Consider the following 17,644-nt stretch of genomic DNA (forward strand, 5'->3'; position numbering starts at 1 on the left):
ATATAAATTATAACTACATACAAGTTATTTGATCTACAAACATAAATGCCGGTGCTTCTCCCTTCATTATGCTCCATTCTGGGCAAATCTCTTCATTCTTTGCAAATACTCTTATATATCTAACTTTAGTATTATTTTTTATGGATATATTTTCTATTCCAACTTCTTGCCTTGGAATCTTATTCTTATAATTTATTCTTCCTAGCTTCTCAAAACTTTCACCCTCTATTGAAGTAAAAAATTCAACATATCTAGGATAATATATCCATGCTCTAGTGTCTTGAAGGAACCCTACTGTTATAGTTTTTACATCTAAAACTTCCCCTAAATCAATAACAACATCCATATCTTCAGTATATCCAAGCCAGCCACCATCTCTATATGATATAGTTCCCTTTTTACCATCAATAAGATCATATACTCCATTACTATTATATTTCTTATTATCTGTAGGATTAGTGAAGGTTTTTATATCTTTTATAGGAAGTGTTGTATAAAACCTTCCTTCTTCAATACTGCTTTTATTAAAACCATCTTTATATGCAATAGCTTTTATAATAGTTTCACCTTTAACCTTTATTGGTGAAGTATATATATTAGAAAATTTATCTGGATCACTTCCATCTGTAGTATAATAAATTTCACCAGAATCATTAGGATTTTCTATTTTAAATTCTCCCTTATAAGGAGCATTTTTTAACATAACCTTTGGAATTACTATTGGTGAAAATGCTCTATGTCTAACTTTGGAAGTGCTAGTTAATCTTTTATATTTAGGAATATAACTATCTACCTTTTCTTTATTCTTAATATACTCACTATTAAAGAAATTAATTTTATTATTATTTAAATCTGAAAAACAAAGTACGATTCTATTATTTTCTGATAATACTAAAATCTTATTTCCTTCTTCAGCTATAAATTTACCCTTGCTAGCTTTCATTTTATAATTAAAGCCGTTATGACAACACTCTAAAATCCCTTTATTTATCCTCTTTAAAACAGGAATAGTATTTATACATAAAGCTATTTTATTATTTTTTAAACTTTCATTTACCTCAAGTATTATGCTATCCTCATTACATATAATATTTATTATACAGTAGTTAGAATTCCATTTAATTTTATATCTTGAATCACTCTCTGCTATAAACTCAGCCTTATCTCCTTCTAAAGGGATTTTTTCCCCTTTACTATTTACTAAAATTAAATCTATAGACGCTCTAAAATTTTCATTACTCCAATAATGTGCATTTAAGATAGGTAATGCATCAAAAATACTTTCATCATTATTTAAAGAATTATTATAATATCTAGACTTATAGTTTTCATTAAACATGTGTAAATCTCTTATAGAAAGCTTATTATTATCAAAAAGAAAGCTAACTCTATAAAAACGACTATTATACCAAACAGTTTTTAAATCTTCTTCCTTATTCCAATCTTCTGATGCAACAAATGTTGTTGGTGGAGTTAATTTATATCTTTTATTAAACCATTTACCTGTTTCTTCCAAAGTTTCTACTCTAACTTTCTCTTCTTTTGCAAGTTTTGCTACATATGGTATTTGTATTTCATATCCCTTTACCATAGTATTCCATAAGAATGTGTTTTCTTGACCTACTTGAGCATAAGAAAATCCTAACCCATCTTCATTTGTCATTCTATCAAAAATCCATTCTATCCATTCTTTAGTTGAACCTATTCTTCCTGCTGGCTCTAAAGTAAATACATCATTAATTCCCTTTCTTAATCCATCTTCAAAGGAATATATTGGATCAGGCCCTAAAAGTCTAAATATAGGTAAGTCTAATTGATTTTCCTTTCTTTGAGCTGGCATATATTCATTTAATTTGCTTGGATAATATCCTTGATTAAAATATCCACCCCATAAAGTAAATCCATCTGTTCCTATTTGATCGCGACATATAGCTGCTGCCACTATACCGTACTTTTCTTTAAAATAATTTAAAGTAACTATATCAATTACCCATGAACCTACTGACTTTGGATAATATCCAAATATATTTTTAAAGTCCTCCATATAAATATCTATCATTTTAATTCTATCTTCTGGTGAATATCCTAAGGAATACCCTATATTAACATGATCATCTACTGGAGTTTCCCCCTTCCACCTAACTCCAGCTTTTCTAGCAAGGCTTTCATCAATTTCCCACCAAACACCAACTTCATCATATTCATCTATACTATTTTTAATTAAATTACTATATCTTTTATCCATTAATGCATCATATTTTAATGCATAAGTAGATGGTAAACCATATTGCTTTAAAATTTCTATTTGCCTTACAACAGTTTCATAATCATCTAAAATAAATTCACCACTTGGATAAACTGTTTTTCGTATAAAATTATATATATTTACAATAGATAACATATTAATACCTCCTTAATTTTAATTCCTTTATATATGTAATAAAAAATATCAAGGACTATAAAATCCTTGATATTTTTATATTGTTATATTACTTATTATTTTCCTTTTTCCATTCATCAACTTGCTTTTGCATTTCTTTAATAACGTCATCCATACCTTGTTCTTTTAGCTTAGTATTTAGTTTGTCAATATATTCATCAATATCAACTGATCCACTGAAAATTAATGCTCTAAATTCTTGGTAAGCATTACTTATACCAGCTATTTGAGTACTTACTGGTTCTGGATTAAACTTAAATCCTAAAGCAGGTGAAACCTTTGAATTCTTATTAAATTCTTCAAATTCTTCCCACTTACTTGTAGGTTCTGTATCTAAAACATCAGTCTTAAATAAGTTTCCTACTGAGAAATATGCAACACTATAATCAATACTTCTTGGTAATAATTTAACTTGTTTATCACCAACTTTTTCATAGTGAGTTCCTTCAACACCATAGTTAACTAAATTTCTTAACTTTTCATCAGTGTTTAAAAGATTTAAGAATTCAACTGCTTTTTCTGGATTCTTAGAATTTTTTGAAACTGCTATCATTGATCCAGTTGTTGAAGCACTTGTTATATAAGTATCCATAATTGGTGTTGCAACTAATGGATATCCAACATCTTTAGCCCAAAGTCCTTCTGCATATGGTTGTCCGTCTGCTTTAGTTACAAATCTCTTAACTGTCTTATCATATTTAGCTATAGCTCCATCAGTATTTATATATCCTAACTCATAATATTTTCTTAGAGTTTTTAAAGTACTCTTGAATTTATCTGTATCAAAGATATTTTTAACTGTTAAACTTTCGTCTGCATATTCAATTCCAAATGGTTCTGAGAACATATCAAAATATTGTGGTGGTGATAAATTCTTATCTATATATAGTGGAACTACATCTGGTTCTTTTTCCTTTATAAGTTTAAGCCAAGGCTCTAAATCTTCTAAATCTTTAATATCTTGATAAGGTATGTTATATTTATCTACAAGCTCTTTAGTAAACACCCACATAGGTTGTACACCAAGTTCTTTTTGGTTAGGTACTGCATAAGTTTTTCCTTCAACTTTTGCTCCATTCCAAAATCTCTCATCTATTTCATTTTTCATATCCTTACCTGTTGTATCTAGATATGAATCTAATTCAAGGAAGGCACCTTTTCTAGCGTTTCCAACATAATTTCCTGCCCAAGAGCAAGTAAATGCTAAGTCGAAAGCTTCTCCTGAATTTATAACTACAGATAATTTTTGATCATAATCACCAAAGTCTGCAAACTTCATATCTATAGTTGCATTTATTTTGTCCTTTAGATACTTGTTTATTTCGTCTTCTACTAAACTAAGATCCTTTGGCTCTTGACCAATTGTGTACCAAGTTAAATTAACAGTTTCACCATCTTTTTTATCAGATGTCGATGAGTTTCCACAACCAGTTAACGCTAATGATGTTGCTAAAACTCCACAGGTTACTAAAGCTAATAACTTTTTAACCCTTTTCATAATTAACCCCTCCTATTTTTTTCCTTTATCCTTTACACCTCAAATTATACACCCCTATATAAAACCTTTACAGTGAAAAAATTCTATATTCTTTGGACTTAATATATAAATTCTATATATTACCTTTTGTAATTTATTTACTATATTTTATGATTTAAACTGTATTTTAAATATATTTTCTATATGCATATTTAAAACTTTTTAATTTTATATAAATATATTAAATTACAAAAAAGAAACACAATAATTAACTGTGTTTCTTTTTGGGTTAAATTATTTTAGTTTAAACTTAAATGTCTTAATTTCATATGGTTTAATTGTAAATTCAACTTTATTTCCATTAGCTTTAATAGCTTCTAAATCTCTTTCCATTAAGTTACATTCACAAATTTCTTCAATGTCTTTTAAAAACTCTAAAGTTGCTTTAGTTCTCTTGTTATGGAATTCATACATTCTTAAAACTAAATGCTCTGTATCTTCAGCTTTCTTTATTACTTCAATCATTACATTATTTTTATCTACCTTAACTAAGCTTAACTCATTAGATAATTCGCCTTCATGAACCTCTTCAACCTTTGTATATAAAGGTGTATTTATTTCATATGCCATTTGAGCTGTATTAGCATCCTTCCAATTTCCTAAGTGTGGATAAATTGAATAAGTGAAGTAATGTTCTTCTTTATCTGCATCTGGATTTGGATCAGTTGAGGATTTAAGTAAAGTTAATCTCATATTTCCATCCTTAATATCATGTCCATACTTACAGTTGTTTAACATAGATACTCCAAAATCACCTTCTGAAAGATCTGCCCACTTGTGTCCACATACTTCAAATTTTGCAACATCCCATGAGGTATTGTTATGAGTTGATCTAGTAACATTTCCGTATTGGATTTCATAAGTAGCTTCACTTGCATTAATATCAACTGGGAATGCAGCCTTTAATAATATATCAAACTCCTTCCAATCTACATATGAGTCAAAGTCTACTCTTTGAATATCATTATATATATAAATCTTTTGAACTATTGTTGATTCTAAAAACTTTCTTTCAATTCTTAATGTACTTCTTACTGGTCCTTTTTCTACTACTTCAATACTTCTTACGTCATCTACTTTCCACATTTTTTCTTTATAGTATATATCTATATCCCAGTTATCAAAACACATTGGTTTATCTTCAAAGGCTTGAATTTCATTTCCTATAGCACCTTCTTTTAATATTTCTCTATCTGATGCTTTATCTATAAATGAAACTATTTGTCCTTTATCATCAAACTTAATTTTAATAAATTTATTTTCAGCTTCTTTATTAGTTAAAACTGTATCTAAAGCTACTTCCTTAGTACTTTCAACTATCCTAAATGTCTTATGTCCATTGGCAGGAATATTTGTAGCAAAGAATATTGCTTTATTATCTTCTATTCTTTGACATACTAATTCTTCTCCATTATTATCTATAACAGCTGGATTTTTAATATCTTCTGGTACTTGGAATGTGGCTATATCACTTCTTTTAAAACCTAATGTATTTGATACAACAACACTTCTATCTTTTATATTAATCTTTGAAGCTATATAATCTAATGCTTCATTAACTAACTTATTACCATTTTCAATTAACTCTTTATATTCAACTTCTGTTACGTCATAAACCTCCTTAATAGAAGATCCTGGAATTATATCATGGAATTGATTTAATAATACTGTTTCCCATGAATCAGCTATACTTCTATATGGATAATTTTTTCCGTAAAGCATTGATAATGAATTAACCTTTTCTGCTGAAGTATATAAGTTTTCGCAAAATCTATTATCTCTCTTATTTCTAGCCATTGAAGTATACGTTCCTCTATGGTATTCAAGATATAATTCTCCAACCCACTTTGGTAATTTATTATTTCCCTTAGTTTTTTCATCTAATCTCTTGAAATAATCTAATGCTGTACCCATTTTTACTTTTGGAGCTCCTGGAATTCCCTTTGCTAGTCTTCTTCCATTTTCAAGCATTTCTAAAGTGGCTCCACCACCACCATCTCCCCATCCAAAGGAAACCAATACATCATTATTTATATTTTTATTTTGGTATCTTCTCCAAGAACCCATTACAGCATCTGGTTGAATATGTCCATTATAAGTTGTAAAATGTGATGCTCTGTCTTGTCCTGGACAAGTTGTAGTTATAAAGTGTGTTAATACTTCTGTTCCATCAATTCCTTGCCACATAAATGTATCATTTGGAATTTTATTAAATTGATTCCACGCAATTTTTGTAGTCATAAAGTAGTCTACATCTGATTTCTTTAATATCTGAGGAATTGCTGCTGAATATCCAAATACATCTGGTAACCAAAGAACTTTATTATCAACATTAAATTCTTCTTTAAAAAATCTCTTTCCATGTAAAATTTGTCTTACTAATGATTCACCTGATGTTACGTTACAATCAGCTTCAAGCCACATAGCCCCTTCAGCTTCCCAAACACCTTCTTTAATCTTTTCTTTAACTTTTTTATATATTTTAGGATGATCTTCTTTCAAGAACTTATAAAGCTGAGGTTGTGATGACATAAATACATACTCTGGATATTCTTCCATTAGCTTTAATACTGTTGAAAAACTTCTTGCAACTTTTTCTCTAGTTTGAGCAACTGTCCATAACCAAGCAACATCTATATGAGTATGTCCAACACATGTAGCAACTACATCTTCATGTCCACATAATTCTCCATAGAATTTTTCATTTAAAAATTCATTTACTTTAGCTATACTATCATCAAATTCCTTTGATTTTGGTCTTCTTAAATCAATTAAATTTATAGCATCATTTAAAACAGTTATCATATCTATTCTGTTTTTATCTTCTTTTTCTAACTCTTTACAAACATCTACTGGAACTTTTAAGTTAAAATATAATTCTCTAGTAGGCATATCTATTACAACTAATTTTCCATGTAATGTGGCTAACTTATCTGCAAGCATACCAGCATATGCATGTAAGTCTATTTCATACTTAGTTCCCGGAACTGCATCATGAGTTAATATTACCTCTCTATGATTTATATCTAAACCCTGAATTTGTTCACCATTAACATATAAAATAAATTGTGGATTTGTTGCATCCCATCCTTCCTCAAAGGTATGAAAATTTAATGCTATTGTTTTTCCTTTAAAACTTTCAGGAACTTCTACTGAACACTTAAACCATCCATGACAGTCTTTTCCTCCCCAAAGGTCCCCACTTTTAAACTCTCTCCATCCATCTTCTGGTGCTTCTTTTATTAAATCTATATTATGATAGTTTCCATCTATGTACTTATAGTTTTCAAGATTAATTTCATCTCTGTACACATATTTAGCTATTTCTCCACAAGTTTTCTCTATTCTTTCTAATAAATAATACATATAAACACCTCTTTTAATCTTTATTGCTCATTATATAATCTTATGTTTCAAATCTATATTTTAATCTTAAATTATGTTTTGAGATGGCATTTAGCCACCCCAAAATATTAAATAATTTATTACTTACTATTCTTTTACTGCCCCAATTGTTAATCCATTTACAAAGTATCTTTGGAAGAAAGGATATGCAAATATAATTGGTAAAGTTGTTATTACTACTATTGCCATCTTAGCTGTATCCTTTGGCATATTTGCACTAGCTTCTAATGCATTTGCTCCCATTAATGCAGCATTATTAGCTAAAAATTCTATTGAACTTTCTATTCTAATAAGCAAATATTGTAATGGCATTAAACTATTATCATCAATATATAACATGGCGTTAAACCAATCATTCCAGTATCCTAAAGTTAGGAATAAGGCTATAGTTGCTATTCCTGGAAGAGATATAGGTAATACTATCTTTAAGAATAATTTCCATTCTGATGCACCATCAATTTTAGCTGATTCTACAATTGCATCTGGTACAGTAGTTTTGAAGAATGTTCTAAGAATTATTATATTAAATGAGCTTACACACATTGGAAGTATAAGTGCTAATATATTATTCTTTAATCCTAAAAATCTTGTAACAACTAAGTATGATGAAACCATACCGCCTGAAAATAACATTGGTATAAATATTAACTTTGTAAAAAACTTTCTATATGCAAAGCTCTTTCTTGATAAAGCATATCCATACATTGACATTATAGCTAGTCCCAACAATGTACCTGATACAGTTACTATTATTGTTATTCCATATGCTCTCATTATTTGACTTCCTGATGAAAATATATATTTATATGCTCCAAGACTCCACTCTTGTGGCCAAAATCTATAACCATTTGCTTGAAGAGCTTGTTCGCTTGTAAGTGATATAATTAAGACAAATACGAATGGGATTATACATAAGGCTGCTAGTATAATAAATAATATATTTAATACAACATTAGTTCCCTTTGATATAGAATTAAACTTACTAGTTTCTTCAGCTGGCTCTTTAGCTTTTTTTCTTTTAAATCTAGTTACTCTATTTCCTGTTTCTAACATTTCAATACACCACCTTTATCTTAGAAGAATGCGTTTTCACTATCTACTTTTCTAACTATTCCATTTGTTACTAATATTAATACAAGTCCTACGAATGATTGATATAAACCTGCTGCTGAACTCATTCCTATATTACCTAAATTCATAAGTCCTCTATATACATAAGTATCTATAACATTTGTTACTGGATATAAGGCTCCTGAATTCTTAGGTAATTGATAGAATAATCCAAAGTCTGACCTAAACATTCCTCCAATTGCAGTTATAAACATTATTATTAATACCGGCTTTAGTAGTGGAATTGTTATATGCTTGATTTGTTGCCATTTATTAGCACCATCAATTATAGCTGCTTCATAGTAAGTCTTATCTATACCGCATATTGCTGCTAAATAAACAACTGTTCCATATCCAATTCCCTTCCATTGACTCATAAAGATTATTATAAAAGGCCAAAATTTAGGTTCTGTGTACCAAGATACCGTATCAACTCCAAAAGAACTTAAAACGCCATTTATATATCCTTTTTCTGGGCTTAAGAATGCATATAAACAATAACTTACTACAACCCAAGATAAAAAGTATGGTAAAAACATTGAACTTTGATAAAACTTTGATCCCCTTTTGTTTAATAGTTCTTTCAATAGTATTGCAAGAGTTACTGGAATTACTATTCCTAATATTATAAATACAAGGTTATAAGCCACTGTATTTTTTGTTATAAGCCATGCATCACTACTTTGAAATAAAAATTTGAAGTTTTTTAATCCTACCCATTCACTTTTAACTAAACTTTCTAAAAATCCACCATGAATTTTCCAATCTTTAAACGCTATAATAACTCCAAACATCGGTAAGTATGCAAATATTAAAAACCAAATTGTACCTGGTACTGTTAATAACAATAATTCCTTATTATTTTTAAATCTTTTAAATCTTTGCTTCTTACTTACTCTCTCTTTTTTTGATTTTTTTATCATATTAACCCTCCCCTTCCTTTGTAAACGTTTCTTTATGTATAAAATATATCATACTTAATATTTATCCTTAAAGTTGAAATACTTTAGATTTAGTGTATAAATTAGAGATTGTTATTTTTTTTAATGAAATTTTTATGTATTTAATTAACTAATTTTTATTATTCAATTTTACCTACCATTTGTGTAATTAATTCTATATGCTCTTTTATTTTTACCTTTTTTAAATTTTCTACTTTTTCACTGCCTCGTAGCCCTAGTAAAGCATTCGTAATAATCTAATTCTCCATATTTTTTTACAGCTTCATTATATTTATTTAATTCCAGATATTTTTCCACGAAATAATCATCTTGTAAGCAATTGAAAAAATGTTTGAATCTTTTTAAGATAATATCAAATGTTCCATTTTTATATTTTATAATACTTACATATTCATTTTTTCCCATGTTATTATATCACCAAAACCAGTAACCATTATTGGAATAGCTATATTTGCTCTAAAATATGACATATCTACAACTGATTGATACTCCTCTAGGTTAACTATCTTTAAATCTCCATTTAATATAGAGCCAAATCCGTACACTTCCCATATAGATAGTAACTCTATTGGTATTATTTCTTTATATTTGTCAATTAAAGTGGTATCAACTTTACTATTGATTTTATATTCTTTAAATAAATCATCCTTCATCTATTACCCTCCTAGTATTTTAACTTTACATTTAAGTATATTGATTTTTTTCTTTATCCGTGATTTTTTTAGCTAATTTTCTTATTTGTTCATCAACCTCGTCTATTCTATATTGCCATTGTGAGCTTATTGATGAATTTATTTTTTTATATCCCATACCTCCTATATTTAATGGATTACCACCTGCAATTTGGTCAGGATTGTGTAATGCAGCTTGTGAATCCAACCATTTCTTCGCTTGTTTCTTAGCTTCTTGAAAGGACATTCCTGAATCAAGAAATTCATCTACTTTATTTGCAAGTGTTTATCCTCTATCTTATTTAAATTTTGTTTTTTAAATATTTCTGCTAAAAACTTAGCAAAATGGTTCATACCATCTTGATATCTATACCTAGTTTTTATGCTACCTTGTCTTGTATGTCTAAATACCTTATCAATCTGACTACTTAAATTCCTATATATATTTAAAGTTTTTTCATTCATTTCAAAATTCCATTTATTATTCATAAATACCACCTGCCTTAAAAGATTTAGTGATATTATATAAATTCACTAATGATTCTTTATATTTTCAAGAAAACCTCTAGATTAACTCCAGAGGTTTTCAATAAATTCTTACTTTATTTATCTGTATCCAAAATATATTTAACTAGTCATTATATATTACTTCACAGTCATTAGAACCATATTCTACTAATATCTCTTTTAAAACATTTGAGTCCTTAGGCATTATCTCAAGCAAATGACTCCACCCATTAAAAATTATTTGTTTAGGTAATTCAGTTTCTCTTAAAAAGTCTCTTAATGCATCCCAATTCATTCCATAATATTGTGAAAAACCAAATTTATCTTTTATATTTTGATGTAATTCTTTTAAAGAATTTATATTAATACAGTCAAATTCAACATTTTGTTTTCGTCTATATCTTTCCTTTAATGATTTTATAATTGGATTTTCTATTTCACTAGTATCAATAACTTTATCAATGTAACAATCATTAATATTATTAAATTCATTAGTATAATTGCAATTTAAATATTCCTCTAATTTGTTTTTTAAATTAATTACCTCTTTCTTATTATTGTAATCAGTTGCGATAATTTCATAGTATAGGCTATCATCAAATGATTTATTTAATTTCTCTTCATTTTGATATACCCATTGTTCAAATTCATTACTAGATAAATAATCTTTTGTATACATGCTTAAAACTTCTATTATCGTCATAATACCTCCTGAGTATTTAGTACAAGATACAGAACTAATCTGTATCTTGCATTTTATTATTTGTATGTGCCAATCTTAAATACTGACTCATAATGATCATAGGTTCCATATATTAAACCATCATTTGAATATAATATTCTATAACCTGGGTTATTATTTCTTCCCCTAGTATAATCTAATCCTACATCAGCCTCATACCATACTCTACCCTGTGCATCAGGTAGCACTTTAGTATCATTTTTAAAAATATCACCACCATATTTTTTACCTGGTGCATAATTATTTAACGCTTTACCTCTTTTCCATCCTGCATTAAGTGCCTCTTGTTCAGTTATATACTCACTAGGTAACTTACCAGTTGTTCTTAGACTTTCAACAACATCATTGCCTAGTTCTGTTACTTTATATTGTTCTTTTAGTTTCATATAGTTAACTACATTATGTGCTTCAGGATTACCTCCCCCCTTAGCTCCTCTAATAGAATCTACTATCCTTTCAAATCTTTCTCCATTTTTTATTTTATTTGCTATTTCTGGAAGATATCCCATTATAGATTCTGCTATTCCATCTGTTGCTATTATTATTAGTATATCTCCTACTATTCGTCCTATTGCAACTCCTATTACTCCATCTATTGGATGACTTACAAATTCAAACAATTATTTCTTAACTAAATATAATTTTAGTTAGTTCGACTTGCTGTGTCCACTACTTTATACTAATCATTAGCATCATATATTATATCTTTACAAGACTTGTTATCTTTACTTTTAAATCTATTTTAATACATGAAAAAAGATTAATGCTTCAATTACTGAAACATTAATCTTTTTAAATTTTTTTGTTGCCCCTAAAGCCCATGTTTTAAAATGTATTAAATTATTTATTCAATTATTTAAAGTTTAATCTATCTTGTACTTTTATTTTTATAGCTTTATGGGCTTTTTACTTGATTAACTGCATTATTACAATTATGCAATAAGTTATTATATATATCTTATTCATTTTATTAGATAATTTATTCATCCTTTTTTATGCGGTTATTTGCTCACTAGTTTTGTAGTCAACTGATTAATATTTCTTAGTAAATCACTTGTGCTTTATATAGATACTGCTTCCCTTATCTCATAAACTCTTTCAACATCCTTCGCGTTAACCCATTTATTATATACACCTCTATCAACCATATCAAATCCTAGACTTACAAAAATTTTATAATCACCTAGTATTGCATTTAATAATAATTTATCATCAATTTCTTTTATCACTTGACACTTACATCCATTATAATCAGCATATGTTATGGTAGAATATATAGATTCTACTTCATTTGATTTAACTCTTTTGATATAAATAATATTTTTATATAAAGTAAATCCATTTTTTAAATCATTACTGTCATTTGAACGCAATGTAATACTACCATCCTCTTTAACTCCAGCTTCATATTCTCTTCCATTATAGATAGCATATAATCCATTTTTCAATAAGTTTACCTCCCTTACTTAATTATGCTTACAAATTTACCAATTTCGTCATCGAATATCGCTCGCAATACTTCTCTTCCATCTTTACCCACTTCATATAATTCTGCTCCATCATATAGATTTAAACGACTATTACATGTGAATTCTGGAATCGTTTGTCCATTAGTTGCTGATGTAAATCCATTACCAGTGAACGGGAATGAATCAGTAACACTTCCTCCCATTTCTTTCCCATAAGGTATCTTAATATTCGATGCTTGTGGTGTTTTAAACCTTATTACTCCAAGCACATCATCCGTTGCTTGATTATACACAGTACCTGGGTAATCTAATCTCAATGATTGATATATATTATTATAATTTTTAAGTTGCTTAACATCTTGAGCCTTAGTAACATAACCTCCAACTTGAGTATATGTTCCATCAATATATTTAGCAATATCTCCTTTGGGAATTACTTTTTGCATTATGGTAGTATTATCAGGCATAGATATTGATTCTCTTATTACCTTCATTATACTTTTTTCACTTTCAGTTAATTTTTCTAATGGTTTTAATCTTAGTTCAGTAAATTTTTCAATTGTAATACCTTGTTTAGCAACAACTGATGCTACATCGTCCATAAAGCCACGCATTGATTGTAGCAAAGTTCTAGTGTATTTCGCATTAGCAATAGCTTCTGCCGCTCCCTTAGAGGCCTTAATAGACTCTACTATTTTCTCAACTTTCCCACCATTTTTTACTTGGTTTGCTATTTGGGGTAGATGCTCCATTATAGATTCTGCTATTCCATCTGTCGCTACTATTATTACTATCTCCCCTACTATTCTTCCTAATAATCTAGCTTTTTCATTTAAATTTGAATCTATAAAGTTCTCTACTGCATCTACAATAATTTTATCTAATATTAGAGCTTCCTCACAACTTGGATTGCTTCTTACTTTATTTAGAAATAAAATTCCTTTTGCTGCTCCTACTACACCATCTATTGGATGGCTTACAAATTCAAAAATATCTTTTGCTGCTCCTACAAGTGCATCTCCTATTCCTAATAAAAAATTAATTGTAACACTTTTTATTGTTATTAATTCTTTATTCTTATTTATTTTATCTTTTCAATTCTTTTTATTTTTAAGTGAGACTCTAAATTTTACATTTAGCTAGTCGAACTTACAGCTACGAATGCATATGAATAGTGTGTTTCCTTTTATATATTTTCCCTTACATATTATATGTTCTCAATTCCATTAACTTTTAAGTGGAATTACTGAGCCTAGGATTTCCTGACTTATCAACCTACACATATCTTCCATCCTCGTTTCACTGGTATCTAAAATCACTAACCTTAATTAGTTAGTAAGTCCTTAATCAGATACTGTTATCTGTTCAATTACTAAAGCTTCTATCTTGTATATATTATTTACACTGGGATTTCCTAGCTTATCAGCTTACGGTAGATTTCATTCCTAGTTATCTTGGCTTTTATAAATATTTCAGTACATGAAAAAAAGATTAATGCTCCATTACTGAAACATTAACCTTCTCAACTTCTTTCACTGCATTATTTAAGTTATGCATTATTAAATTTTCTTAACTCCATTGATTTTACACTCTTCTAATATTAATATTTTTTATGCAGTTAATTAATTATTTATTATACATTCAAATCTTCTTCATATTATCTGTATCAGTTTATTTATTGATTTTTGAATTTATATAATCAACATCTTCCTTTAACGCTTCAACTTCATCAGTTTTCACAACATTAAATATATCTTTTTCATTAGCTAAATCATTCATACTCTTCACTTCTTTTTTAAATGAGTCTAATACATTTTTTTCATGTTTAGCTATTCTTGCAAGCACTGTACTGTATACTATTAAAGACTCAATATTATTTAATGTTATTTCGTTATAAAACTCAACAAAACATCTTCCTGCTGATTGTCCAATTGTATATTTTTCTTGCAAAATATTCTCATAAAATGTTTCTGTAACTAAGTATTTTAATTCATAATAATTAATCATCATAGACACTCCTTAATCTAATTTATATATAATATCAACTTTAATGTTAGAATATTTCTTCATAAATTGTTCAATAACATATTGGCAACTAGGACAAGGATATAAATCTGTATATAAAGTAATATTACCTTTAGCATTCACATTATCTCCAAGCTTCCCACTAGTATCTTCAATTATTTTGAATTCTGTATCAACATTTCTATTCCATGAATTTATTCCATCTACTACATTATCTTTATTAATATTTAAAGTTTTAAACTGTTGATTTTCAGGCTTGAAAGATATTCCATTAAGCCTTGTAGCCACCTCATCAGATATATCATCTAAACTTTGAATTTTATGCAGTTACTTATAATGAAATTATGCATCTACTTTACTTAACTATATCTTTTTTTACTATTGCTCCATTTGTAGTATTTATAAAATATCTTCTACCATAAAAATCTGTTGCTGTTAACTCTTCATTATTAAGAAACATATTCTCATATGGCAAATTATTTCCGTTAGGATTTATTACACTTAAACTTTCTACCTTCCAATTAATTTTACCATCTAAAGATACTGCATATATATTATCTATTTCATTAACATTAAATGGTATTGATAATAATACAATAACTTGATTATTAACCAACTTAGTATCTCTAATATCATAGTTAAATTTAATTATTTTGCTATCAATACTTAGTTCATTTCCATTAACTTTAATTATATTATTCATTTTTTCTCTCCTATTACGGTAATTCTCGTGGGTTTAAAAATTCACCTACTCTTTGACCCATTAAGTCATATTGTATTCCTCCACCATTTCCCCATCCTTCAAGTGGATTAACTATTCCTTTTCTAATAGTTGTTCCTTCTGTAAGTTTTACATCTGCCATATACTTAGGTAGAGAAGGTAATGCAAATTTATCTTGTATTTGCTTAGGTGTTAGACCTGCAATATCTTCTGCTTTCATAACCCAACCACCATAAATACCTGATACTTCTCCATCATATACTCTAACAAATGTTGTATCCTTTGTTAATTTAATCTCTTCAACCATTGTCCCTGGTTTATATGGTGGGTTATCATAGCCCATTACATTTTTCCACCAAGAATTAGTTTCTTCAGCTGTAACTTTTCTTATCGTAGTAAAATTATCAGCTTTACTAACCCCCTTGGTTCCTCTAATAGAATCTACTATCCTTTCAAATCTTTCTCCATTTTCTATTTTATTTGCTATTTCTGGAAGATACCCCATTATAGATTTTGCTACTCCTACAAGTGCATCTCCTATTCCTAATAAAAAATTAATTGTAACACTTTTTATTGTTATTAATTCTTTATTCTTATTTATTTTATCTTTTCAATTCTTTTTATTTTTAAGTGAGACTCTAAATTTTACATTTAGCTAGTCGAACTTACAGCTACGAATGCATATGAATAGTGTGTTTCCTTTTATATATTTTCCCTTACATATTATATGTTCTCAATTCCATTAACTTTTAAGTGGAATTACTGAGCCTAGGATTTCCTGACTTATCAACCTACACATATCTTCCATCCTCGTTTTACTGGTATCTAAAATCACTAACCTTAATTAGTTAGTAAGTCCTTAATCAGATACTGTTATCTGTTCAATTACTAAAGCTTCTATCTTGTATATATTATTTACACTGGGATTTCCTAGCTTATCAGCTTACGGTAGATTTTATTCCTAGTTATCTTGGCTTTTATAAATATTTAAGTACATGAAAAAAAGATTAATGCTCCATTACTGAAACATTAATCTCTTATCTTACCTTACTGCATTATTTAACTTATGAGGTATTTATTTTTTATTACATTATTGATTTAACTATACCTTGCTAGTATTATTTTTTATGCAGTTATTTATTCAATAATTATGCATCTACTTACATAATATATTCTTCTGCTAAATCAATATCCTTAGTCATATCTAACTCTGGAAATTTTACATCTAATCTTCTCAAGCACTCTATAAACTCTTGGCTTTGTAAATTCTCAGAAATATCTTCGAAAACTTCACTTATCCAATATAATTCATCTTTATCACAATTATTCAGGTATGCTATTGTATCTTCCTCATTCTCACTCAAAATATCAGTTATATCTTCCCAACATTTTTGTATTCCCATATCATCATTCATATTTAACTTTTTTCTTTGCTCTATTACTTTTTTTATTCTTTCTTTCATTTAATATCTCCTCCTCATTTAAGGTTGCATTGTAGCATCTGGGAATATAGTACTTATTTCACCATCAGTTCTAATAACACCTACTCTTACGCCATTTACTTCTCCATAAGATATAACTCCATCTACTGCATTTATATTTTCTTTTAAGTTACCTACATATTCCCCTGCATTTACTATATCACTATCTGTCCAGCTTTCTGGAAATCACGATTGATTACTACCAGTTCTTTTTGCTTTAACTTTATGGTCTGCTACGTTACCAACCCTTACACCATTAGGATAAGTATCGACAATTTCATACTCCAATCCATTTGCATCTAAAAAATCAATATTAGCTTGACCATGTCCTCCACCTTTCATTTTAGATACTTTCCCAGTTTTAGGATTGTATGTAAAGTCTCCTACACTTGAATGTTTTAAAGCTGACTCACTTACTTTAAATAATTTAGGGTTACCCGCCCCCTTAGATCCTCTAATAGAATCTACTATCCTTTCAACTCTTTCTCCATTTTTTATTTTATTTGCTATTTCTGGAAGATACCCCATTATAGATTTTTCTACTCCTACTACACCATCTATTGGATGACTTGCA

19 protein-coding genes and 2 pseudogenes are annotated in these 17,644 nt (G+C 28.3%); 1 reads left to right on the forward strand and 20 read right to left on the reverse strand.

The window, feature by feature from the left end:
• Window positions 1-13: 13 nt before the first annotated feature.
• The 13 genes and pseudogenes from CP523_RS05455 to CP523_RS05505 form a co-directional block, all read right to left on the reverse strand.
• Window positions 14-2,401, reverse strand: coding sequence for an FN3 associated domain-containing protein (locus CP523_RS05455; RefSeq protein ID WP_120140619.1), 2,388 nt, complete (start codon window positions 2,399-2,401; stop codon window positions 14-16).
• An 88-nt stretch (window positions 2,402-2,489) separates the two neighbouring features.
• Window positions 2,490-3,938, reverse strand: a complete 1,449-nt coding sequence (locus tag CP523_RS05460; RefSeq protein ID WP_066677960.1) for an ABC transporter substrate-binding protein — start codon at window positions 3,936-3,938, stop codon at window positions 2,490-2,492.
• Window positions 3,939-4,211: 273 nt separating this feature from the next.
• Window positions 4,212-7,343 (reverse strand): alpha-mannosidase, encoded by a 3,132-nt coding sequence (locus CP523_RS05465; RefSeq protein ID WP_120140620.1) that lies wholly within the window; start codon window positions 7,341-7,343, stop codon window positions 4,212-4,214.
• 126 nt (window positions 7,344-7,469) lie between these two features.
• Window positions 7,470-8,435, reverse strand: a complete 966-nt coding sequence (locus tag CP523_RS05470) for a carbohydrate ABC transporter permease (protein WP_066677956.1) — start codon at window positions 8,433-8,435, stop codon at window positions 7,470-7,472.
• 20 nt (window positions 8,436-8,455) lie between these two features.
• Complete coding sequence (locus tag CP523_RS05475) at window positions 8,456-9,415, reverse strand: ABC transporter permease (protein WP_066677954.1); 960 nt, start codon at window positions 9,413-9,415, stop codon at window positions 8,456-8,458.
• 158 nt (window positions 9,416-9,573) lie between these two features.
• Window positions 9,574-9,859, reverse strand: a pseudogene (locus CP523_RS16310) (T6SS immunity protein Tdi1 domain-containing protein).
• A complete protein-coding gene (locus CP523_RS16315) occupies window positions 9,838-10,107 on the reverse strand; it encodes a GAD-like domain-containing protein (protein WP_227909570.1) in 270 nt (89 codons plus the stop codon). The pseudogene CP523_RS16310 and the gene CP523_RS16315 overlap by 22 nt, the downstream one beginning before the upstream one ends.
• Before the next feature lie 31 nt (window positions 10,108-10,138).
• Window positions 10,139-10,372 (reverse strand): polymorphic toxin type 15 domain-containing protein, encoded by a 234-nt coding sequence (locus tag CP523_RS16180; protein ID WP_227909569.1) that lies wholly within the window; start codon window positions 10,370-10,372, stop codon window positions 10,139-10,141.
• A gap of 20 nt (window positions 10,373-10,392) precedes the next feature.
• Window positions 10,393-10,614 (reverse strand): hypothetical protein, encoded by a 222-nt coding sequence (locus CP523_RS16185; protein ID WP_227909568.1) that lies wholly within the window; start codon window positions 10,612-10,614, stop codon window positions 10,393-10,395.
• A 142-nt stretch (window positions 10,615-10,756) separates the two neighbouring features.
• Entirely contained in the window at window positions 10,757-11,335 is a 579-nt protein-coding gene (locus CP523_RS05490; protein WP_120140621.1) for a barstar family protein, read from the reverse strand.
• Window positions 11,336-11,391: 56 nt separating this feature from the next.
• Window positions 11,392-11,994: a ribonuclease domain-containing protein gene (locus tag CP523_RS05495; protein ID WP_207666558.1), complete on the reverse strand. Its 603-nt coding sequence runs from the start codon at window positions 11,992-11,994 to the stop codon at window positions 11,392-11,394.
• A gap of 441 nt (window positions 11,995-12,435) precedes the next feature.
• Window positions 12,436-12,822, reverse strand: a complete 387-nt coding sequence (locus CP523_RS05500) for a hypothetical protein (protein ID WP_120140622.1) — start codon at window positions 12,820-12,822, stop codon at window positions 12,436-12,438.
• Between the two features lie 14 nt (window positions 12,823-12,836).
• A complete protein-coding gene (locus tag CP523_RS05505; RefSeq protein ID WP_207666559.1) occupies window positions 12,837-13,469 on the reverse strand; it encodes a hypothetical protein in 633 nt (210 codons plus the stop codon).
• 7 nt (window positions 13,470-13,476) lie between these two features.
• On the opposite strand from CP523_RS05505, the gene CP523_RS16190 reads away from it, so the two are divergent.
• On the forward strand, window positions 13,477-13,986 hold the full coding sequence (locus tag CP523_RS16190; protein WP_207666560.1) for a hypothetical protein: 510 nt from the start codon (window positions 13,477-13,479) through the stop codon (window positions 13,984-13,986).
• A 528-nt stretch (window positions 13,987-14,514) separates the two neighbouring features.
• Here the strand turns inward: CP523_RS16190 and CP523_RS05515 are convergent.
• The 7 genes and pseudogenes from CP523_RS05515 to CP523_RS16325 all read right to left on the reverse strand — a co-directional run bounded on the left by CP523_RS05515 (window position 14,515) and on the right by CP523_RS16325 (window position 17,598).
• Complete coding sequence (locus CP523_RS05515; protein WP_120140625.1) at window positions 14,515-14,850, reverse strand: hypothetical protein; 336 nt, start codon at window positions 14,848-14,850, stop codon at window positions 14,515-14,517.
• Window positions 14,851-14,862: 12 nt separating this feature from the next.
• On the reverse strand, window positions 14,863-15,156 hold the full coding sequence (locus tag CP523_RS05520; protein WP_162925952.1) for a deaminase domain-containing protein: 294 nt from the start codon (window positions 15,154-15,156) through the stop codon (window positions 14,863-14,865).
• Between the two features lie 67 nt (window positions 15,157-15,223).
• Window positions 15,224-15,571 (reverse strand): DUF7957 family protein, encoded by a 348-nt coding sequence (locus CP523_RS05525; protein WP_120140627.1) that lies wholly within the window; start codon window positions 15,569-15,571, stop codon window positions 15,224-15,226.
• A gap of 13 nt (window positions 15,572-15,584) precedes the next feature.
• Window positions 15,585-16,094, reverse strand: a complete 510-nt coding sequence (locus CP523_RS05530) for a hypothetical protein (protein WP_120140628.1) — start codon at window positions 16,092-16,094, stop codon at window positions 15,585-15,587.
• A gap of 655 nt (window positions 16,095-16,749) precedes the next feature.
• Window positions 16,750-17,052 (reverse strand): hypothetical protein, encoded by a 303-nt coding sequence (locus CP523_RS05535; protein WP_066679082.1) that lies wholly within the window; start codon window positions 17,050-17,052, stop codon window positions 16,750-16,752.
• 18 nt (window positions 17,053-17,070) lie between these two features.
• Window positions 17,071-17,244 (reverse strand): annotated as a pseudogene (locus CP523_RS16320) (EndoU domain-containing protein); the annotation flags it as partial.
• A gap of 12 nt (window positions 17,245-17,256) precedes the next feature.
• Window positions 17,257-17,598 (reverse strand): hypothetical protein, encoded by a 342-nt coding sequence (locus CP523_RS16325; protein ID WP_227909566.1) that lies wholly within the window; start codon window positions 17,596-17,598, stop codon window positions 17,257-17,259.
• Between the last annotated feature and the right edge of the window lie 46 nt (window positions 17,599-17,644).

The organism is Clostridium septicum (assembly GCF_003606265.1).
Classification (GTDB): Bacteria; Bacillota; Clostridia; order Clostridiales; family Clostridiaceae; genus Clostridium; species Clostridium septicum.